Consider the following 20050-nt stretch of genomic DNA (forward strand, 5'->3'; position numbering starts at 1 on the left):
CTCTAGGGAACCGCGCAGCCGTTGTGCGCCGCCTTGCCGGCAAAGCGGTCGGCAAACCAGCCCGGCAGGCGCGCCGCCGCCTCGGGCACCACGGCCGAATGGTCGAGCCCTTCGAACAGGTGGTAGTCGACCACGTTGCCGGCACTGCACAGCGCGGTGCGCTCGCGCAGCGTGAGGTTTGGCGGCGTGGTCGTGTCCGCGCTGCCCTGGTAGATGGCGAACGGCATGGTGCCTTTCGGCGCGAAGTCGTCCACCGCGGTCATCGCATTCCACCACGGCGAACCCGGCACCATCGCATCGGGCTGGTAGGCATCCTGCACGCCGGCCGCGGCGCTCCACACGTCGAAACAGCCATTGGCCAGCACGGGCAGTTGCTCCATCGCCTCCGGCGCGAGGAAGTCGCGGTAGCGCAGCTCGGGGAAGGAAGCCTGGATGCCGGGCAGCGTGGAGATCACGTAGCCGGCGTTTTCCGCCGTCGTCATCGAGTTCAGCGTCAGCTCGCGGATGCGCACGGCCGGTGCGACCAGCGCGGCGCCCAGGCCGGTGAATTCGGGCGCATAGGCGGCGGCGATGCTTTCCGCCCACATCGTGGTTTGCCCGCCCTGCGACCACCCGTACATCACATAGCGGTTCGACGCCCGCGCGCCGGGGAAATTGCGGGCCACTCGCAGCATGTCCAGCGATGCCCGCGCATTCGGCTGGCCCGCCATGTAGAACGCCTGCCCGGGAAGGCCCAGGCCGGGATAGTCGCTCATCACGACCACATACCCGCGCGCTAGCAGCGCCGCAAGGGCCGGCACGCGATCGTGACCGCCCTCCTTCGTGCTGCGGCGCGACGGCGCGCAGGCATCGGCCAGCCCCGCCGTTTCATGGTTCCACAGCACCACGTCGCGCTGCGCTTCGCCAGCTCCCCGCGGCAGGTAGATTTCGCCGGACACATAGGCCAGCCGCCCCGGCGCGGTTTCGGATACGTAGACGACGTTCCAGCCGGTTGCCCCCTTCGGCGCATCGGTGCGCTTTTGCACCTGGACGATGTCCCCTGCCTGCCGGCCGGACGGCGGCGTTCCATAGACGTTCCAGAAATCGGTGCCGGCTACGACCGGCATGCGGGTATCGGCGCCCGCCGCGCCGGCGGCAAGCGGCACGGACAGCAGCAGCAGGCGCAGGCATCGATGCATCGTCGTGATGAGGTTCATTCGGGTCTCCTGTATGGTATCTTTGAATATCAGGTAGTCTGATATTAGATCCATCTTACGGCGGACCATCCGTGCCGGGACCTCCGCAGATGCGGAGGGCAGCACCAGGCAATCACGCAGAAAAGCGGGGGAAACCATGGAACAGGGCTGGACCACGGGGCTGCGCGCCGGCGGCGACCTGCCGCTGGCGCTGCACGCGTCATTCAGCGGCTGCCTGCTGGAACTGCAGGCGCTGGCAAGGCAGGCCGGCGCGGACGTGCTGGTGCGCGAGGCATTGCTGGCGTGGCGCCGGGTGGTGCCGTTCGATACCGGCTGGTGGGGCGAAGTGGCGAACGATCCTCCCCGTAACATCGTGCACGGCAGTATCGGCTTGGCCGACTCGTTCGCCAGCGAGTGGAACAGCGTGATCGCGGCATCCGACACGTTCGCGCAGGGTTCCATGGCGCAGCCCGGCACGGTATTCCGTGCCAGCGGCGGCTACCGGGGACCACCCGGGGCCATCGCCGATTTCATCGACCGCCACGGGCTGCAGGCGATCATGGCGATCACCGTGGACTTGCCCGGCAGCGGCGTGCAGTTCTTCATCGCGCTGTACCGCGGCGATCCGCACGACGGCTTCGGCGATGTGGAAGGCGCGCTGTTCGCCGAGTTTACCCGGCATCTCGTTCAAGCGTGGAGGTACCGGCTGGCGGACCTGCGCATGGCGGGGCCGCTGGACGCGCTGGCGTTGAGCGATGCCAGCGGCCGCCTGTGCCACGTGGGCCGACAGGTGGCCGAGCTGCTGCGGCGGCATTGCGGGGATTGGTGCGGAACGGTGTTGCCGCCCGCATTGATGGCGGCGCTGGATGGGGCGCCGCGCTGTATTCGGTTTGCCGGAGCGAGGTTATCGGTCGGACCGGCAGGCGATCTGGTCGCCATCAGGATGGTGCACGGGGCCTCGGCACTGAGGCCGCGCGAGCTGAGCGCCGCGCTGCTGTTTGCACAAGGCCTGTCCTACAAGGAAGTTGCACGTGCGCTGGCGTTGTCGCCGGCCACGGTGCGTACGTACCTGAAGTCCGCCTACGCGGGCCTGCAGGTGACGAACAAGATGGAGCTGGTTGCTGCGCTCAGGCTGTATGCCTGAGTAGTACGCGCTGAGGAATACAAGCTAAGTAATACAGGCCGAGTAATACGGCTGAGTAGCACAGGCTGTACTGCGATCAGCGGCGGCGTGCCTGGTGCGTTGGCGCTGGGCCACGCTTTTCGATGTGACGGAACGTGATACGACCCTTGTTCAGGTCATACGGCGACATTTCCAACGTCACACGGTCACCCGCGATGATGCGGATGTGGTTTTTCTTCATTTTGCCGGAGGTGTAAGCGATCAGCTTGTGACCGTTGTCGAGATCGACGCGGAAGCGCATTTCCGGCAGGATTTCCGTGACGAGACCATTCATTTCGATCAGTTCTTCTTTAGCCATATTCCCTTTCGATGATGTCCGCATGGCGCGGACGGATGCTGCGGTAATGGATGAGCAACGGTAAAGTACGCCCTCCGTTGCCAATGCGAGATACGTAGATGAGGGCGCATTGGGGAAAAAAAAGCCCGCTTGCTGCGGGCTTCGTTTCAATGTGCTACCAATGCTTGTATCGCTGTTTCAGCCCATGCTATCTGCGTGGTGCGAAACTCCGGGGCGCCCGGGCTATCTGCCTGGTGCGGCCGGCGTGTAAATCCGACAAAGTCTGGAACGACAACCCTGCAGGCGGCATTTCTTGCCCAGCCGCGTCACAGCTTTACACTTGCCTGTTCGCGTCGCCTGCTTCGATCGATGCATATAAATGCACCGACAAACAAAGTATAGCATAAGTTGGTTTGTGCGGCGCACAAAATTATGCGAAGAAATTTTTGGTCCCCGTCATGCCCGATAGCGGGGCGTTGCGGGGGGCTGCGCCAACGACGGTAGTTATTTGGCGGACAACGCATTTACGCGATTTGATGCCTAAGCTATATCCTGTGCAAACCCGCTTCCTCACCGGAGAATCCCGTGCCCATCAAAGTCATTGACAGTTATGAGGTCGAGTTCACGGGGGAAGCACTGGAAGGCACGGCACAATGGGGCGCGTACGTGTCGATCTCCGTACCTTCGGCCAACCCCATGCACATGACCGCACTCCACCCAAAGCGGCGCGTGTCGGCCGACCTCGCGCTGATGGACCAGCAGGCAGCCGAGGCGGAAGCGGAACGCGTGGCGATGACGATCCTGGAGGGACTACGCGGCTAGATGACATGGCTGCGTCACTTCGTCGCCTGGGTCAACTGCCGCCAGCTGTCCAGCTTTTGCTCGAACGTCATCCCCGCATTGGCCGGCGATGACGATGGCAGCACCACGGTCCGGTACCCGGCGGCGGCGAACTGCGGGGCGAACTTGCCGGAGGCCTGGCCGTTGAAGCCCACGGTTTCCAGCTCCGGGCACAGCTGGTGCAGCCGGTCGAAGTCGTTGGCGGCCGGCTTGCGGATCGCCGAATCGAGGCTGCCTTCCCGCTCGCAGGCGCCGAGCACATCCCACAGGCCGATGCGGTGCGCCAGCAAGCGCGGCAGGCGCTCGCCATACGGCAGGGAAACCAGGTCCTCTTCCACGAGTGCGGACACCAGCCGCCAGAAGTGGTTGCGCGGGTGCGCGTAATACTGCTGCGCCGCCAGCGACGCGGCGCCGGGAAAGCTGCCGAGTACCAGGATGCGGATGCCGGGATCGATCACCGGCGCCAGGCCGGTCAATAGCGGTAGGGAAGCCATGCGCCGGATTGTAACGCCGCTCGCTAGAATAGCCCGACAGGAGGGAGCCCATGAGCGAATCGAAGAGCATCGACGACGGGACGCTGCACAGCGCGACGTTGCATGCCGGGACATTACCTGGCGCGACATTGCATGAGGAGATCGTGCATCACGGACAGGCCACCCCGCGGATGGCCGGCGACACCACGCCGGGTGGCCGGACGATCGACACCTTGCTGGCCCGCTACGCCGAAAGCCACCGCGATCCGACCAATGAGCGGATCCATTTCGTGTGCGTGCCGGTGATCGCGCTTTCGCTGCTGGGTCTGTTGTGGTCGGCGCATCCGCTGGCCGCGGCCGCAGTCGCTACCGCGGCGCTGGCCTATTACTGGAAGCTGTCGCGGCCCTTCGCGGCCGGGATGCTGGTGATGGCACTGGTCATGCTGGGGATCCTGGCGGCGCTGCCGCCGATCGCGGTGCTGCCGCTGTCGATCGTGATGTTCGTGCTGGCGTGGCTGGGGCAATTCATCGGGCACCTGATCGAGGGAAAGAAGCCCTCGTTCCTAGACGATCTCCGCTTCCTGCTGGTCGGGCCGCTGTTCGTGCTGGGATTCCTGTACCGGCGCTTCCGCGTCGCGTATTGAGTCGAGGCGTCACAACGGCGACGCCAGCCGCAGGATGATCACCTGCGACAGCGCCCCCTCGCCGCATGTAATCAGGAGCGCCGCCAGGGCGCCGATGTAACCCAGCAGCGTGATCACTTTCAGCTTCAGTATCCAGTTCATGGCGGGGTCATGGGTGAGTTGGGTGTTCCATCCTAATGGCGTTTTTTTCACTTCCGTTGCCGTCTTTATCTCGGTTGAGACCACTCAAGTGGCGCGGGTGTGACAGCAACACCCGCGCCTTCAAGATGCTCTAGGGCAAGACCTGGCAAACGCCCTATACTGGCGCAATGCCTACTCCCGTTCTTTTCGTTATCGCCTGCCTGATCTGGGGGTCCACGTTCTGGGCCATCACGCTGCAGCTGGGCGACGTGCCGCCATCCGTTTCCGTGGTCTACCGTTTTGCCATCGCCTCGGCTGTGCTGTTCGCCTGGTGCAAGCTGCGCGGCGACAGCCTGCGGCTCTCCTGGCGCGCGCAGCGCTGGACCATCCTGCAAGGCTGCGCCACGTTCGGCCTCAGCTACATCTGCACCTACAGTTCCGAGCAGTACCTCGTATCGGCGCTGGTCGCCGTGCTGTTCGCGCTGATGGTGTTCTGGAACCCGATCCTGAACCGCATGATCCTCGGCACGCCCCTGTCGTGGCGCACGTGGGTGGCGGGAACCATCTCCGTGGTCGGCGTGATCCTGCTGTTCTGGCAATCGATCGGCGGGGCCGTGCGCGATATCCTCGCCGGCGGCCAGGGCCACTTCCTGCTGGGCCTCACGCTGGCGCTGGTCGCGACGCTGGCGAGCACGGTCGGCAACGTGCTCGTGGTGAAGGTCCGCGAACACGATGCGAACGTGCTGCTGACGATGGCCTGGGGCATGCTGTGGGGCACGCTGCTGGTGGCGGGGTGGGTGGTGGCGACCGGCCAGCCCTTCGTGCTGCCGCCAACGGCGCGCTACTGGGGCGGGCTGCTTTACCTGTCGCTGTTCGGTTCCGTGATCGCGTTTGCCTGCTACTTCACGCTGATCGACCGGCTGGGCTCGGGCAAGGCCGTGTATATCGGCGTGGTCACGCCGGTGATTTCGGTGCTGCTGTCGATCCGCCTTGAAAACTTCCGCCCCGGCGTCATCGAATGCCTTGGTATGCTGCTGTGCCTGGCCAGCGTGGCGTGGGCGCTGATCGCGCCCGCCCCGGCACCGGCACCTGCGCTGGCAACGGCTGCAGACATCGAACCCGAACTTGAATTACTGAAGAAAGCCTCATGAGCGCACTGCATATCCGCCCTGCCCGCCCCGACGACGTGGCCCCGATCCTCGCGATGATCCGCGAACTGGCCGTGTTTGAAAAACTGGAACACATGGTGATCGCCGACGAAGCGATGCTGCACGACGCGCTGTTCGGCGCGCGGCCGCCCTGCGAGGCGATCGTGGGCGAGGAAACCGGTGCCGGCGAGACGGGCGAAGTCGTCACGTTCGCGCTGTTCTTCCACAACTTCTCCACCTTCCTCGGCCGCAAGGGCCTGTACCTGGAAGACCTGTACGTCAAGCAGGACCGCCGCGGCCACGGCTACGGCAAGCGCATGCTGTCGGCACTGGCCGCGCTGGCTGTCGAGCGGCAGTGCGGACGCTTCGAATGGTCGGTACTGGACTGGAACGCCAACGCGATCGCGTTCTACGAAAAGATGGGCGCCGCCGTGCTGCCCGACTGGCGCATCTGCCGGGTCACCGGCGATGCGCTGACCGCGCTGGCATCGAACGATTGATCGGAAAGAATGGCCGGGACAAAGGCGCTGTTCGCGTTAAGTAGCCTTGCCGTTAATCACGGAACTTTCTTGCATGCCGAGCGCGACAAAAGAGCTGATCAGCTAGTCTGACGCCACGGCAATGTGCAACCATTGGCGCAGCGCCGTCAGCTCGGCGGCATCGAGCACGCGCTGCCAGCCGGTGTAATTGGCGAGATAGCGGCTGGCCACGCCATTGAATCGCCGCAGCCAGGTCTTGAAGCGGCTATGCCATCCATTGACGCCTTGGATATGGAGTGCACCGCGTGCCCGAATACCGGCACGCACGTTGATCGCTTCGTGCGTGATGCCGGCCTGCTTTGCAAATGCCTGGTAGGCCTTGGCCGAATCGCTGACGAGTAGTACATCGGGCGCCAGCACGGGCTTCAGGTGTTTCATCAGCTGGCCAGCAGTGACCGGGCCGCGGCCCGTCACGAAGTCACACGTTTGCCGGTTGCGGTCACGGGCAACGAGGATGCAGTCCAGCTCGCTGCTGATGCCGCGCCGGCTGGCCTTGCCGCCGCGTTTGCGGGGCGGGCGGTTCAGATGCCGGGAGCCTTTTTGTGATTCCAGCTGATAGGTTTCGTCAGCCTCGACGATGCCGGAAAGCTGCGGACGTGGTGCCCGGAGCACGGCGGCGATGAACCGGTGGCGCCATCGAAAGCTGGTCGACTTGGCCACCGCGACGCGCCTGGCTGCCGAACGCACGGGGATCGACTCGATCAGGCATCGAAAGTATTGCAGCCACTTGTCGCGCAGGCGCAGGCGGGCAAGCGGTGTGCCGGTCAGGGCGTTAAAGCTGCGCCGGCACGCCACGCAGCGATAGCGCTGCAAGCCACTAGCCTGTCCGCAACGGTGAGACTTCTCGCGGCCGCAATGCGGACACGGCGGCTTTCCGGCGGCTTCCTCGATCAGGCGATGACACTGCCCTGGTTGCTCGACGCAGGCAAGAAGGCCCTGCAGCAACGCGACCTGATCTTCTGAAAGCGGTTGCTGCATCAACGCTTCGATCAGTACGCGAATCTCCGCCGTGTCCATGTCGCCTCCTGATATACATGAAGTATCTCAACAGGAAGTCAGACCGTGATTCCGGCGGGAAGTTCCCCCAATTAGCGCGCACAGCGCCGGACAAAAAGAAGCCACGCGGCACTCGGCGGCGTGGCGTAACCCAGTTGTCAGTTGGGAGGGAGGGTGAATCAACGGATTCAATATAGTCCCCCGCTCCCGGCCATTGCCCGGGCTTTTACAAATGCTTACGGGATGCGGGCAAACGCTTACTTCTTGCCTGCAACGACAAGGCGCCGCTCGATCAGCTCGAACAAACCCTGCGTCAGCAGTGCCAGCGCCGCGGCGGGCAGCGCGCCGGCCAGCAGCATCGTGTTGTCGTTCAGCGCCAGCCCCGTGGTGATCCGCTCACCGTAGCCGCCGGCGCCGATGAAGGCGGCGATGGTGGCGGTGCCCACGCTCATCACGGCCGCCGTCTTCACCCCCGCCAGGATGACCGGCAGCGCCAGCGGCAGGTCGACATGCCACAGGCGCTGGCGCGACGTGAGCCCCAGCGCCAGTGCCGCCTGCCGCAAGCCCGGCGCGATGCCGAGGATGCCGGTGCAGGTGTTGCGCACGATGGGCAGCAGCGCATACACGAACAGCGCCACCAGCGCCGGCACGATGCCGATCGTACCCAGCAGCGGAATCAGCATCGCCAGCAGGGCCAGCGACGGCACCGTCTGCAACACCCCCGTCACCGCCAGCACCGGCTGGCGCAGCCGCGGCTGGAAGGCGGCCAGCACGCCCAGCGGAATGCCGGCGATGGCGGCCAGCAGCACGGACAGCGCGACGAGCAGCACATGCTGCCCCGTCAGCCTGGCCAGGTCCGGGCCGAACAGCACGCCCGCCAGGGACCGCCGGGCGGCGGCCGGCTCCGGCGTGCCAACACCCTTGCCGCCGGCCTTGTCACCTCCCTGCCGCGCCAGCCAGCGCCGCGCCACTTCCGCGAACGCCTGCCCTTCCAGCTCGGCGGCGGCATTCATGCCGATCATGTCGCGTTCGGTGATCTTCCCTTCCAGCCCCTGGATGGCTTGCCACGCCTGCGGAAAACGCTGCGCGGCATCGAGGCGATACAGCAGCACGGCATCGTAGCGGGGGAAGTAGGCGCGGTCGTCGCGCAGCACCGTCACGCCGTAGCGGGCGATCTTCGCATCGGTGGAATAGATGTCGATGACATCCACCTGCCGCGCCGCCAATGCCTCGTACGCGATGCCGTGGTCGAGACCGCGGGGCTGCTGTGGCAGGCCGTAGCGGCGCGCCAGGCCCGGCCAGCCATCGCCCCGGCCGATGAATTCATGAGAGAGGCCGAAGCGCAGCGCGGGCTGGCGTGCCAGGTCGGACAGCGTGGCGATGCCGGCGTCGCCCCGCACCGCCAGCGCATAAGTATTGTTGAAGCCCAGCGGCACGGCGATGCCGAAGCCCATTGCCGCCAGCTCGCGGCGCATCTGCTCCAGGCTCGATGGCTGCTTGTCCTGCGTGCCGCGTTTCAGGATTTCCTGGTCGATCGTGCCCACGTATTCGGGGTACAGGTCGATGCTGCCATTCTTCAGCGCCGCCAGCACGATGGCTGTATTGCCGAGTCCCTGGCGGTGTTCGACCTTCGCTTGCGGTGCGGCCGTCTGCGCCACCACCTCGGCCAGGATATAGGATTCCGTGAAGCGCTTGGAGCCGATGCGCAGCGTGCCGTCATCGGCCCGGGCCAGCGAACCGCACAGCAGCGACCAGGCTGCCAGGACAACGACGACAGCGGCCCTCACGCAGCGGCCACCGGTGTCCGCCATACCCCGCCATTGACCACCGCCGCGCAGGGATTGAAGCCGATCGCATAGCACAGGTCCGCCGGACGGGCGATGCGCCACAGCGCGAAGTCGGCGCGCTTGCCCACTTCCAGCGTGCCGATGTCGCCATGCAGGCCTAGCGCGCGGGCGGCGTGGACCGTGGCCCCGGCCAGCGCTTCGCGCGGCGTAAGGCGCCACAGGGTGCAAGCCATGTTCAGTGCCAGCAGCAGGGATGTCATCGGTGAAGTTCCCGGGTTGTTGTCGGTGGCGACCGCCATCGGCACCCCGGCCGCGCGCAAGGCGGCGACCGGCGGTGGCGTATTATCCCGCAGAAAGTAATACGCCCCCGGCAGCAGCACGGCGACCGTGCCGCTGGCCGCCATCGCGGCGATCCCCGCTTCGCCCAGGTGCTCCAGGTGATCGGCGGACAGCCCCCGGTAGCGCGCCACCAGTTCGGCGCCGCCCTGGTCCGACAATTGTTCCGCATGCAGTTTCACCGGCAGCCCCGCCTGGCGGGCGGCCTCGAACACGCGTTCCGTCTGCGCCGCGGTAAAGCCGATGCGCTCGCAGAAGGCATCCACCGCGTCCACCAGCCCTTCGCGGGCGAGTGCGGGAATCATCGCGCACACCGCGTCGATATAGCCGTCGGCCCGGCCGGCATATTCCGGCGGCAGCGCATGGGCGCCAAGGAACGTGGTGGCGACGCGCACCGGCAGCTCGCCGGCCACGCGGCGCGCCACACGCAGCATCTTCGCTTCGTTTTCCAGGTCGAGGCCATAGCCGGACTTGATTTCCAGCGTCGTCACGCCTTCGGCCAGCAGGCTGCGGATGCGCGGCAGGCTTTGCGCCAGCAGGGTCTCCTCGTCCGCCGCGCGCGTGGCGCGCACGGTGGACATGATGCCGCCGCCCGCATGGGCGATGTCTTCATAGGTGGCGCCGTTCAGGCGCGCCTCGAACTCGTCGCTGCGGTTGCCGGCGTGGACGATGTGCGTGTGGCAGTCGATCAATCCCGGCGTGAGCCAGCAGCCATGCCCGTCGCGCACTTGCGCCGCGCTGCCGTGCTCGGCCGCTTCGGTGCGCGGCCCCAGCCAGGCGATGCGGCCATCGCGCACGGCGATCGCGCCATCGGGGACCGTGCCGTATTCGCCGCCCTCTCCCGCTACGCCCGCCGTGCCGGTAAGGGCGGCAAGGGTGGCAAGGTGGACATTCTCGATCAGCAGGTCCCATCCACTCATTGCCAGGTGGTTCCTTCCTCGTCTTCCTCGGGAATGATGTCGACGATGTAGACGGTGGCCTGCGGCGCTTCCAGGACCCAGTTCTCGTCGCGGTCGAGCACCACGGCATCGAAGCGCACCATGGACATGCGTTCGCGCTCGCTGTGCACGGTGAGCGTGTCGCCGTCGGCCAGGAACAGCACGGTCAGGGCGCTGCGCCGCTCCAGCTCGGAGTAATCGCGGAACACGCGGCGCTCCACCTGGTGCGAACAGCGGTCACGCCGCGTCATCACATTGAAGTCCACGGTGGGGATGCCGTCCACGGTGGCGGAAACCGGCATCTCGCCGGGGAACGCCACCACCGGTTCGCGGTCGCTGAGCGCCACCCGGCGTTCGTTGCCCACGTCGAGCACCACGCTGCCGCCATCGACCAGCGACAGCGTGCGGTCGACGCCGGGAAAGGTGGAAAACGGGCCGCTCTGGGCAATCGTCGCCAGGCTGATGCGGAAGTCGAAATCGTCCAGGGTGGCGCCGGGCGGCGACGCCAGGATCTCGGTGGTGCACCCGCCGCCATTCTTCCAGGGCGTGGGATGCAGGCTTGCATACTGTATCAGCGTGGTCATGATCGCAGCTCGCGCAGGTTGGTCAACGTTTCCTTGAAGCGCGCGGCGATGGCCGCCTGCGCCACGTGCTGCCCGCCGCGGACCACCCACTGCCCGCCGGCCAGCACATCCTTCAACAGGTTGTCGTTGCCGCTGAAGATGAAGCCGTTCAGCAGCTCGGGCGGCGCGGACACGTTCGGATGCGCCTCGTCCAGTACCAGCAGGTCGGCGCTGTAGCCGGGCGCCAGCGCGCCCACCCGCCTTCCCGCGGCCTGCGCGCCCCCGGCCAGGGCGGCGCGCCAGAGATGGTCGCCGACACGGCGCTCATCCGTTGCTCTCATTGCGTGCGTTGCAACGGCCACGTTGCGCCGCTGCCCCGCCAGCCGCTGGCCATATTCGAGCCAGCGCAGTTCTTCCACCGTGCCTGTGGACACGTGGCTGTCGCTGCCGATGCCGAACCGGCCGCCCGCCGCGAGGAACGGGGCGAGCGGGAACAGGCCGTCGCCCAGGTTCGCTTCCGTCGTGGGGCACAGCCCGGCGACGGCGCCGCTGGCGGCAATCGCCGCCACTTCATCATCGGCCAGGTGCGTGGCATGCACAAGACACCAGCGCTCATCGACCGCCAGATTATCGTACAGATACTGCACGGGGCGGCGCCCGCCATGGTCGACACATTGCCGCACTTCGGCCACCTGCTCGGCGATATGGATGTGCACCGGCCGCTCCGGCGGCAGCGCCGCCAGCAGTTCGCGGATCTGCGCCATCGAGGCGGCGCGCAGCGAATGCGGGGCCACGCCCACTTCGACCATCGTGTCGCGCAGCGGTTCCAGGGCCGCCACGATCGCCAGCACGTCCGCCGGGCCGGAGCGGAAGCGGCGCTGTTCATCGCGCAGCGCCGCGTCGCCGAAACCGGCGTAGCTGTAGAGCACGGGCAGCATGGTGATGCCGATGCCGGCGTGGCGGGCGGCGGCGATCACGCGCCGCGCGGTCTCGGCCACGTCCGGATACAACGCGCCATCGGGCGCGCGGTGCACATAATGGAATTCGCACACCGACGTGTAGCCATGGCGCAGGCATTCGGCGAACAGCTGGGCGGCGATGGCTTCCATCTGCTCGGGCGTGATGCCCAGCGCGAAGCGGTACATCAGGTCGCGCCAGGTCCAGAAGCTGTCCCCGGTGGATCCCGGGTCGTCCCCGGCGATTTCCGTCAGTCCCGACAGCGCGCGCTGGAAGCTGTGCGAGTGCAGGTTGATCATGCCGGGCAACACATATTCCGCCGTCTCGATAGGGGCGGTGGCGGCCGCGCGACTGGCGGCCAGCGCGCCGGCATCGGCGCTCACCGCCGTAAAGCGGCCATCGCCGTCCCATTCCAGCAGCACGTCGCGCCGCCAGCCGTCCGGCAACAGCGCGTGGCGTGCGAACAGGGCCGTCACGCCGTGCTCCCCTCGCCGGCCCATGCCGCCGCCGCGCCCAGCATCCGCCGCAGCAGCGGCTGCACCTGCCCGGCCAGGTCGGCGCGCCAGGCAAAGGGCGCGGTCTCGTTCATGTAGGTGCTCTGGCACATTTCCAGCTGCAAGGCATGGATGCCCGCCTCGGGCCTGCCATGGATGCGCGTGATGTGGCCACCCTTGAAGCGGCCGTTGACGGCGATCGTGTAGCGGCCATCGGCCCGCGCGGCGCCGGTCACGGCTTCCATCAGCGCGGGGGCGCAGCTGGCGCCATCCGCGCTGCCGAAATTGAGGTCCGGCAGCTTGCCCTCGAAGAAGCGCGGGACCACCGACGCGATCGAGTGCGCTTCCCACAGCACCACCCTGCCATGCAGGCGCAGAAGCCGGTCCAGCTCGGCTTGCAAGGCTTCGTGGTACGGCTGCCAGTACAGCGCGAGGCGGCGCCGCACTTCCGCGTCGTCCGGCGCCCGGCCCGGCTGGTACAGCGGTTCGCGGGCGAAGGTGTCGAGCGGGCACAGGCCGGTGGTGTCCTGGCCCGGATACAGGTTGGCGTTGTCGGCCGGGCGGTTCAGGTCGATCACATAGCGCGACCAGTGCGCCGCCAGCGTCGATGCCCCCAGCTCCCGGGCGAAACCGTACAGCTCGCGCAGGTGCCAGTCGGTGTCCGCCTTCAGCAGGGCCGCCGGCGTCATGGCGGCGGCGATATCGTCCGGGATGGCGGTGCCCACGTGGGGCATCGACACCAGCAGCGGGAGCGTGCCCGCCTCGGCATGGTAGTTGGCGCTGTCGGTCTGCAAGCGGGCCTCCTCAGGGATGCAGCGGGGTAAACAGCTGGCGGCAGTCGGCGGACAGGGCGCCCTCCAGCACCAGCCGTTTCGCCGCCTCGATATCGGGTGCGAAGTAACGGTCCGCATCGTAGAACGGCACCTGCCGGCGCAACTGGGCATGCACGTGTTCCAGGTGCGGCGATGTCTTCAGGGGCCGGTGGAAATCGATGCCCTGGGCGGCCGCCAGCAGCTCGATGCCGACGATGGCCGCCGTATTGTGCGCCATCTCGTCGAGCCGGCGCGCCGCGAACGTGGCCATGCTCACGTGATCTTCCTGGTTGGCGGAGGTGGGCAGGCTGTCCACGCTGGCCGGGTGCGCCAGCGACTTGTTTTCCGAGGCCAGCGCGGCGGCCGTCACGTGCGCGATCATGAAGCCGGAATTGACGCCCGGTTCGCGCACCAGGAACGGCGGCAGGCCGGACAGCGTGGCATCGATCAGCAGCGCGATGCGGCGTTCGGCGATGCTGCCGATTTCCGCGATGGCCAGTGCCAGCGTATCGGCCGCGAACGCCACCGGCTCGGCATGGAAATTGCCGCCGGAAACGATCGTGACGGTATCGCCGGTATCGCCGCTTTCCCGGAACAGCAGCGGATTGTCGGTGACGGCGTTCGCCTCGATCAGCAGGGTGCGGGTGGCATTGCCGATCAGGTCCATGCAGGCGCCCATCACTTGCGGCTGGCAGCGCAGGCAGTAAGGGTCCTGCACCCGTTCGTCGCCCAGCAGGTGCGAGGCGCGGATCGCGCTGCCCGCCACCAGCTGCCGGTAGATCGCCGCGGCCGCGATCTGGCCCGGCTGGCCGCGCACCTCGTGCACGCGGGCGTCGAACGGCGCATCGCTGCCCTTGGCGGCATCGAGGGACAGCGAACCGGTGACGATGCCCGCTTCCAGCAGCCGCTCGGCCATGAACAGGCCGTGCAGCGCCAGCGCGGTGGAGGCCTGGGTGCCGTTGATCAGCGCCAGCCCCTCCTTCGGCGCCAGGACCACGGGCGCGATGCCGGCCGCGGCGAGCGCCTCGTGCGCCTCCATCAGCTCGCCCTTCACGCGCACCGGCCCCACGCCCAGCAGCGCCAGCGTCATGTGCGCCAGCGGCGCCAGGTCGCCGGAGGCGCCGACCGAGCCCTTGACGGGGATGGCCGGCATGATGCCGGCGTTGTACAGGGCCACCAGCGTGTCGATGACGCTGGCGCGGATGCCGGAAAAACCCCGCGCCAGGCTGCCGATCTTCGTCAGCATCAGCAGGCGCACCACATGGTCGGCCATCAGCTCGCCGGTCCCCACGGAATGCGACAGGATCAGGTTGCGCTGCAGCTGCTCCAGCTGGTCGTCCGGAATACGGGTCCTCGCCAGCAGGCCGAAGCCGGTATTGATGCCGTAGGCGGCGTCGCCTTTTTGCACGATCGCCTGCACGGCCCGGGCGGCGGCATCGATCTGCGGATACGCTTCGGGCGCCAGCGCGATCGGGCCATGGGCCATCCACGCCGAACGCAGGTCGGCCAGGGCCAGCCGGCCGGGAATCAGGATCAGGGTCGGTGTCGGGGTCGAGGTCGAGGTCGAGGTCGGGGTCATCTTTTCAACAGTCATGATTGCTTCAGCATGGGCAGGTTGAGGCCATTGCGCTGCGCGCAGGCGATCGCGGAATCGTAGCCGGCATCGGCGTGGCGCATCACGCCGGAGCCGCTGTCGTTGACGAGCACGCGCGCCAGCCGGGCCGCGGCGGCCTCGGTGCCATCGGCCACGATCACGACGCCGGCATGCTGCGAGTATCCCATGCCCACGCCGCCGCCGTGGTGCAGCGAGACCCAGGTGGCGCCGCCGGCCGTGTTCAGCAGCGCATTCAGCAGCGGCCAGTCGGACACCGCGTCGCTGCCATCCTTCATGCTTTCCGTTTCGCGGTTCGGGCTGGCCACGGAGCCCGTATCGAGGTGGTCGCGGCCGATCACGATGGGCGCCTTCAGTTCGCCGTTCTTCACCATCTCGTTGAAGGCCAGGCCGGCGAGGTGCCGCTCGCCCAGGCCCAGCCAGCAGATCCGCGCCGGCAAGCCCTGGAAGGCGATGCGTTCGCGCGCCATGTCCAGCCAGCGGTGCACGTTGGCGTGGTGGGGGAACAGTTCCTTGATCTTGGCATCGGTCTTGTAGATATCTTCCGGATCGCCGGACAGTGCCACCCACCGGAACGGCCCGCGCCCTTCGCAGAATTGCGGCCGGATGTAGGCCGGCACGAAACCGGGGAAGCCGAAGGCATCCTGCACGCCCTCGTCGAGCGCCACCTGGCGGATGTTGTTGCCATAGTCGACCACGCGCGCGCCCAGCGCCTGGAAGTCCAGCATCGCCTTCACGTGCACCGCGCAGGATGCCGCCGCGGCAGCTTTCAGTCCGGCGTGCCGCGCAGGTTCGGCACGCGCCGCCTGCCAGTCCGCCACGCTCCAGCCCTGCGGCAGGTAGCCGTTGATCAGGTCATGCGCGGAAGTCTGGTCGGTCACCAGGTCCGGCACCAGCCCGCCCCCGCGGGCGCGCCGCACCAGTTCCGGCAGCACGTCGGCGGCATTGCCGAGCAGGCCGATCGAGATCGCCTCGCCCCGCTCCTTGTGGGTACGCACCATGTCCAGCGCTTCGTCGATGGTGGCGGCCTGCTTGTCCAGGTAGCGCGTGCGCAGCCGGAAATCGATGCTGCTCTGCTGGCACTCGACGGTCAGCGACACGGCGCCCGCCATGGTGGCGGCCAGCGGCTGCGCGCCGCCCATGCCGCCCAGGCCGGCGGTGAGCAGCCAGCGCCCGCGCAGGTCGCCGCCGAAATGCTGGCGGCTCGCCTCGGCGAACGTTTCGTACGTGCCCTGCACGATGCCCTGCGTGCCGATGTAGATCCAGCTGCCGGCCGTCATCTGGCCATACATGAACAGGCCCTTCCGATCGAGCTCGTTGAAATGTTCCCAGTTGGCCCATTTCGGCACCAGGTTCGAATTGGCGATCAGCACGCGCGGCGCATCGGCATGGGTGCGGAACACGCCGACCGGCTTGCCGGACTGGATCAGCAGCGTTTCTTCCTCGCCCAGTTCCTTCAAGGCGCCCAGGATCGCATCGAAGCATGCCCAGTCGCGCGCGGCGCGGCCGATGCCGCCGTAGACCACCAGCGCCTGCGGGTTCTCGGCCACTTCCCTGTCGAGATTGTTCTGGATCATCCGGTACGCCGCTTCGGCGCCCCAGGTCTTGCATGTCTTGTCCGGGCCGCGCGGGGCGCGGATGTCGCGGGTGGAATCGAAGCGCGGGTCGTTCATGGCGTCTCCAGGAAGTTGGCGGATCAGGGTTGGCGGATCAAGGTTTAAGGATTCCTACAGCATAGGTTGTCTATACAACCTTGGTCAAATGGTTTTTCGACGGCGCCGCTCGCCGGGCAGGCGTTTCGGGACGCCATGTCGCCCGGAACACCGCGATTGGCCGCCAAAGTCAAGTGGTTTCCACGCCGCGCCGTGTGCGTGTGCACGGCGGTGAGAATCAGTTAGAATTTTTACAACTTTCGGCCGCTAGAATGGCGACTCACTTCCAAGGAGCTTCCATGCGTTTGCCGCTATGCCGCACCCTGACCGCCGCCGTTTGCCTGGCATTTGGATCCACAGCGCTCGCCCTGCCGGGTACCATCAAGACGGAACGTCCGCGCCTGTATGCAACCAAGGGCGATCTCGAACTGCTCGCCAGCCGCTTGCCGGCCGGACCGCTGCCGCCGAAGAAAGGCACCCTTCGGTTCAAGATCAAGCCAGCGCTGAAAGCCGCCGGCGACCCGGTCGACGGTGTGCTGTTCGGTTCGGGCGGCCCGGGCGACACGCTCCGCGTGCGCCACCTCGATTCCAGCGACGCCGCGGCCGGCCAGCGCGAAGTCGTCCTGCAGGTGAGTTTCTCGAAGGCTGGCTCGACGAGCTATTACGCGCACACGGCTATCCGGCTGCAGCCCGATGTCGAAGCCACGGTGGCCATCAGCTACGACACCGTGCTGAAGAAGGTGACCATCACCTCCAGTGGCACGGTCAATCCCATCGGGTATAACCATGGGGCGTTCAACTGGATTCCCGGCAACCAGGACTTCCACGCCACGGCCCGCAAGGGCGATGTCGTGACCGGGATGACGATGACCGACGATGCCACTGGCCAGGTCGCTTGGAGCCGGCCGGTCGTCGACTATGAACTGGGCCGGGGCCGTACCGCCCTGCTGGAGCACGCCACCGGCATGGCGACGACCATCGCCAACTGCGCCGTGACGCCGAACCCGCCGGTGAATGCCGAATCGATCTGCGACGTGGCGACCGCCGGCCGCAACAAGATCCTCGACACGGCGAGGACGCTGGCCCTGGCTTCCCGCCTGAAGACCGACCCGGCCTACGCCACCGCGGCAAACCGCTATGTCGACATGATCCTCGCGATCAAGGACCACCAGCCGTGGGGCCTGGCGGCGGGTACCGAATGGTCGATGAACGCGCGCATCGGCGCACTCGGTGTGCTGTACGACTGGTTCTACAATGAATTGAGCGAGGCAAAACGCACCGCCATGCGCGCGGCGATCGTGCAGACGATCCGCACCGATATTCCGCCCTATCCGGGCCCCGGGCCGGCGCCATCCGGTTATCCGAACGCGTCGTTCGACCTGATCGGAATGATCTGCGGAACGGCCGTGGGCGTGACCGCGGCAGGCACGGCACTCGACTGCAAGGGCGCGCCCGACGTGGCGCGCTTTTATATCACCGGCCACCATTTCAGTGCGCAGACCGGTACCGCGCTGGGCCTGCTCGCCATCGCCCAGGACAGCGCCACCAAGGACAACCTGAACGTGCTGCCGATGATCGACCGCATCTATACGCACCTGACGGCAGGCGTCATTCCCGCGCGGGAGTATATTTCCGGCGACGGCGGCCACCACGCCCTGTTTGCGTACGGCGGCGCCGGCGAGATGATCGAACGCATGGTCATGTGGCAGCGCGCCATCGCCCCCGCGTCGGGCCAGCAGATCGCCCAGGCGCAATTCACGGACAAGGTGATCCGGCCGTACATCTACGGGCTGCGCAAGGACGGCGCGTTCCCGGCCAGCGGCGATAATTATGAATTCGGTCCCGGCGAAAGAGCCCTTGGCTACATGGCGGTTGCCGCGGCCACGCGCGGCGATGCGGTCGCTTCCGCGTTCTATCGGCAGCAGGTAAAACCGCGGCGCTGGGGCCCCGACCTGGTCTGGGATGCCCTGATGTTCCCCGGCAAGCATGCCACGCCGGCGGCCACCAACACCTGGCCGCTGTCGGCACGCTACCAGGTCGCCGGCAATGTCCTCATGCGCGACAGCTGGGACTACGCCAATGCGACGCTGCTCGACTTCAAGTCCACTTCGTTCATCAGCGAGAACCACCATCACCTGGACCAGAACGGCTTCTCGGTGTTCCGCCATGCTCCGCTGCTGCTCGATACCGGCGCCTACGATGCCTACAATTCGACGCACTGGGAAAACTACTATCGCCGCACCATCGCCCACAACACGGTCGTCGTCTTCGATCCCAAGGAAACCTTCTACCGGGGCCCGAGGCTGCTGAGCAATGACGGCGGCCAGTGGATCAAGCCAGGCGTGCAGCACTATCCCACCCTGCCCGAAATCAGGAAAGGCGGCACAAACCACCTCGATGGCATCACCCACTACCACGAGGACAAGGATGGGCGCTATGCCTTCGTGACCGGCAATGCCAGCAAGGCCTACTCCGCGAAGCTGGACCAGAATGAAGGCTTCCTGCGCAGCATCGTCTACCTTCGACCGGAGAATCCCGGCGACAGGACATCGATCGTCGTGTTCGACCGCATCCGCACTGCCGGCACGCTGGCCGCAACTTCGCTGCTGCATACGGCCGCCATGCCGGAAACGGCGGCCATCAAGGGAATTGGCAGGGCCGACCCCGGCAGGATCGCGCTCGCCCCCACGGCCGACAACCAGCCTTTGTTGGTGCGCAACGGGCAAGGCATGATGACGGTGGAGCCATTGTTGCCGAGGAACGCGCGGATCACGCTGGCGGGCGGGCTGGATGGCGACGAATGCCCGCAAGTCATGCAGGACGAGGCGCAGACGGAAGTGCCCAAGGATTGCCGGTTCACGGCGCGCTACGGCACGGAAAACGATGGTTATACCTGGACCAACTTCGGGCCCAACACGAAGATCGACAAGAAGAACCGGAGCGACTTCGGCGAATGGCGCATCGAGATCGCGGCGGTGCCGGCCGGGCAGCCCGCGCCATCCAGTCACCAGTATTTCCTCAACGTGCTGCATGTCGAGGACAACGACCCGTTCGCGGACCCTGCCGCGAATACGTCGAAACTCCTCGACAGCAGCGACAACAGCGCCGCCGCGGCCGAAGTCTCGCCGGGTACCGTGGTCGTGTTCGCGAAAAGCGCCCTGCCGCCGGACTCCCTGCGCTGGAAGGCGCCGCAGGGCTGGAAGGGCTCGGTGCTGGTCGCCGGCCTGAAGGCGAATCATGCCTACCTGCGGAAGTACGACACCAGCAAGCAGGAATTCGTCCTGACCGTTCTCGGTGCCGGCACCATGCCGGGCAGCACCAACAGCCAGGGCCTGCTGGAGTTCACCCTGCCCTGACGCGCGCCAGGCCTAATGCCGCTTGGATAAGCCACCCCAAGTGCAAATTCCGGGGTCAGACCCGTCGGGTCTCGTATCTTGAGCGTACCGACAATTCAGTGGATACTTCCGCTGCAGTTCCGGCCAGGCAAGGTCACACCGCTCGGGA

At 66.7% G+C, this 20050-nt stretch carries 18 protein-coding genes; 6 read left to right on the forward strand and 12 right to left on the reverse strand.

What is annotated here, in order from left to right; genetic code table 11:
• Positions 1-2: 2 nt before the first annotated feature.
• A complete protein-coding gene (locus OU994_RS29510; RefSeq protein WP_281608792.1) occupies positions 3-1196 on the reverse strand; it encodes a lipase family protein in 1194 nt (397 codons plus the stop codon).
• Positions 1197-1332: 136 nt separating this feature from the next.
• On the opposite strand from OU994_RS29510, the gene OU994_RS29515 reads away from it, so the two are divergent.
• Positions 1333-2319, forward strand: a complete 987-nt coding sequence (locus OU994_RS29515; RefSeq protein ID WP_281608793.1) for a helix-turn-helix transcriptional regulator — start codon at positions 1333-1335, stop codon at positions 2317-2319.
• A 76-nt stretch (positions 2320-2395) separates the two neighbouring features.
• Here OU994_RS29515 and infA read toward each other — a convergent pair whose 3' ends face one another.
• Entirely contained in the window at positions 2396-2656 is a 261-nt protein-coding gene (gene infA / locus OU994_RS29520) for a translation initiation factor IF-1 (RefSeq protein WP_131143826.1), read from the reverse strand.
• Positions 2657-3220: 564 nt separating this feature from the next.
• Between infA and OU994_RS29525 the strand changes: the two genes are divergently transcribed.
• Positions 3221-3457, forward strand: coding sequence for a hypothetical protein (locus OU994_RS29525; protein ID WP_281608794.1), 237 nt, complete (start codon positions 3221-3223; stop codon positions 3455-3457).
• Positions 3458-3471: 14 nt separating this feature from the next.
• Here the strand turns inward: OU994_RS29525 and OU994_RS29530 are convergent, their stop codons facing one another.
• Positions 3472-3969: a DNA-deoxyinosine glycosylase gene (locus tag OU994_RS29530; RefSeq protein WP_281608795.1), complete on the reverse strand. Its 498-nt coding sequence runs from the start codon at positions 3967-3969 to the stop codon at positions 3472-3474.
• Between the two features lie 170 nt (positions 3970-4139).
• On the opposite strand from OU994_RS29530, the gene OU994_RS29535 reads away from it, so the two are divergent.
• On the forward strand, positions 4140-4592 hold the full coding sequence (locus OU994_RS29535) for a DUF962 domain-containing protein (RefSeq protein ID WP_281611753.1): 453 nt from the start codon (positions 4140-4142) through the stop codon (positions 4590-4592).
• A 9-nt stretch (positions 4593-4601) separates the two neighbouring features.
• Here the strand turns inward: OU994_RS29535 and OU994_RS29540 are convergent, their stop codons facing one another.
• Positions 4602-4733, reverse strand: a complete 132-nt coding sequence (locus OU994_RS29540; protein WP_281608796.1) for a hypothetical protein — start codon at positions 4731-4733, stop codon at positions 4602-4604.
• A 167-nt stretch (positions 4734-4900) separates the two neighbouring features.
• Between OU994_RS29540 and OU994_RS29545 the strand changes: the two genes are divergently transcribed.
• Entirely contained in the window at positions 4901-5863 is a 963-nt protein-coding gene (locus tag OU994_RS29545) for a DMT family transporter (RefSeq protein ID WP_281608797.1), read from the forward strand.
• Positions 5860-6360 carry a GNAT family N-acetyltransferase gene (locus tag OU994_RS29550; protein WP_281608798.1) on the forward strand — a complete coding sequence of 167 codons (501 nt, stop codon included), beginning with the start codon at positions 5860-5862 and terminating at the stop codon, positions 6358-6360. The genes OU994_RS29545 and OU994_RS29550 overlap by 4 nt, the downstream gene beginning before the upstream one ends.
• Before the next feature lie 102 nt (positions 6361-6462).
• On the opposite strand, the gene OU994_RS29555 is transcribed toward OU994_RS29550, so the two are convergent.
• The 8 genes from OU994_RS29555 to hutU all read right to left on the reverse strand — a co-directional run bounded on the left by OU994_RS29555 (position 6463) and on the right by hutU (position 16567).
• A complete protein-coding gene (locus OU994_RS29555; protein ID WP_373922504.1) occupies positions 6463-7212 on the reverse strand; it encodes an IS1595 family transposase in 750 nt (249 codons plus the stop codon).
• Between the two features lie 440 nt (positions 7213-7652).
• Complete coding sequence (locus OU994_RS29560; protein WP_281608799.1) at positions 7653-9206, reverse strand: glycine betaine ABC transporter substrate-binding protein; 1554 nt, start codon at positions 9204-9206, stop codon at positions 7653-7655.
• A complete protein-coding gene (gene hutI / locus OU994_RS29565) occupies positions 9179-10438 on the reverse strand; it encodes an imidazolonepropionase (RefSeq protein WP_281608800.1) in 1260 nt (419 codons plus the stop codon). The genes OU994_RS29560 and hutI overlap by 28 nt, the downstream gene beginning before the upstream one ends.
• Complete coding sequence (locus tag OU994_RS29570) at positions 10435-11040, reverse strand: HutD family protein (RefSeq protein WP_281608801.1); 606 nt, start codon at positions 11038-11040, stop codon at positions 10435-10437. The genes hutI and OU994_RS29570 overlap by 4 nt, the downstream gene beginning before the upstream one ends.
• On the reverse strand, positions 11037-12452 hold the full coding sequence (locus OU994_RS29575; RefSeq protein WP_281608802.1) for a formimidoylglutamate deiminase: 1416 nt from the start codon (positions 12450-12452) through the stop codon (positions 11037-11039). The genes OU994_RS29570 and OU994_RS29575 overlap by 4 nt, the downstream gene beginning before the upstream one ends.
• Positions 12449-13264, reverse strand: a complete 816-nt coding sequence (gene hutG / locus OU994_RS29580) for an N-formylglutamate deformylase (protein ID WP_281608803.1) — start codon at positions 13262-13264, stop codon at positions 12449-12451. Before hutG ends, OU994_RS29575 begins: the two co-directional genes overlap by 4 nt.
• 10 nt (positions 13265-13274) lie before the next feature.
• The gene (gene hutH / locus OU994_RS29585; protein WP_373922638.1) at positions 13275-14861 is read right to left on the reverse strand and encodes a histidine ammonia-lyase; all 1587 of its coding nucleotides are present in this window, start codon (positions 14859-14861) and stop codon (positions 13275-13277) included.
• An 11-nt stretch (positions 14862-14872) separates the two neighbouring features.
• Complete coding sequence (hutU, locus tag OU994_RS29590) at positions 14873-16567, reverse strand: urocanate hydratase (protein WP_281608805.1); 1695 nt, start codon at positions 16565-16567, stop codon at positions 14873-14875.
• Positions 16568-16845: 278 nt separating this feature from the next.
• Here hutU and OU994_RS29595 point away from each other — a divergent pair, with 278 nt between their 5' ends.
• A complete protein-coding gene (locus OU994_RS29595) occupies positions 16846-19902 on the forward strand; it encodes a heparinase II/III family protein (protein WP_281608806.1) in 3057 nt (1018 codons plus the stop codon).
• Positions 19903-20050 lie beyond the last annotated feature (148 nt).

It is taken from the genome of Pseudoduganella sp. SL102, from assembly GCF_027856995.1.
Lineage (GTDB): Bacteria > Pseudomonadota > Gammaproteobacteria > Burkholderiales > Burkholderiaceae_D > Rugamonas > Rugamonas albidiflava.

Bases quoted from the DNA above. Each gene is read 5' to 3' on its own strand.
- OU994_RS29515 (WP_281608793.1), top strand. From the start codon at position 1,333: ATGGAACAGGGCTGGACCACGGGGCTGCGCGCCGGCGGCGACCTGCCG.
- OU994_RS29595 (WP_281608806.1), top strand. From the start codon at position 16,846: ATGCGTTTGCCGCTATGCCGCACCCTGACCGCCGCCGTTTGCCTGGCA.
- infA (WP_131143826.1), bottom strand. From the start codon at position 2,656: ATGGCTAAAGAAGAACTGATCGAAATGAATGGTCTCGTCACGGAAATC.
- OU994_RS29540 (WP_281608796.1), bottom strand. From the start codon at position 4,733: ATGAACTGGATACTGAAGCTGAAAGTGATCACGCTGCTGGGTTACATC.
- OU994_RS29560 (WP_281608799.1), bottom strand. From the start codon at position 9,206: ATGGCGGACACCGGTGGCCGCTGCGTGAGGGCCGCTGTCGTCGTTGTC.
- OU994_RS29545 (WP_281608797.1), top strand. From the start codon at position 4,901: ATGCCTACTCCCGTTCTTTTCGTTATCGCCTGCCTGATCTGGGGGTCC.
- hutH (WP_373922638.1), bottom strand. From the start codon at position 14,861: ATGACCCCGACCTCGACCTCGACCTCGACCCCGACACCGACCCTGATC.
- OU994_RS29510 (WP_281608792.1), bottom strand. From the start codon at position 1,196: ATGAACCTCATCACGACGATGCATCGATGCCTGCGCCTGCTGCTGCTG.
- OU994_RS29535 (WP_281611753.1), top strand. From the start codon at position 4,140: ATGGCCGGCGACACCACGCCGGGTGGCCGGACGATCGACACCTTGCTG.
- OU994_RS29550 (WP_281608798.1), top strand. From the start codon at position 5,860: ATGAGCGCACTGCATATCCGCCCTGCCCGCCCCGACGACGTGGCCCCG.
- OU994_RS29570 (WP_281608801.1), bottom strand. From the start codon at position 11,040: ATGACCACGCTGATACAGTATGCAAGCCTGCATCCCACGCCCTGGAAG.
- hutU (WP_281608805.1), bottom strand. From the start codon at position 16,567: ATGAACGACCCGCGCTTCGATTCCACCCGCGACATCCGCGCCCCGCGC.
- OU994_RS29530 (WP_281608795.1), bottom strand. From the start codon at position 3,969: ATGGCTTCCCTACCGCTATTGACCGGCCTGGCGCCGGTGATCGATCCC.
- hutI (WP_281608800.1), bottom strand. From the start codon at position 10,438: ATGAGTGGATGGGACCTGCTGATCGAGAATGTCCACCTTGCCACCCTT.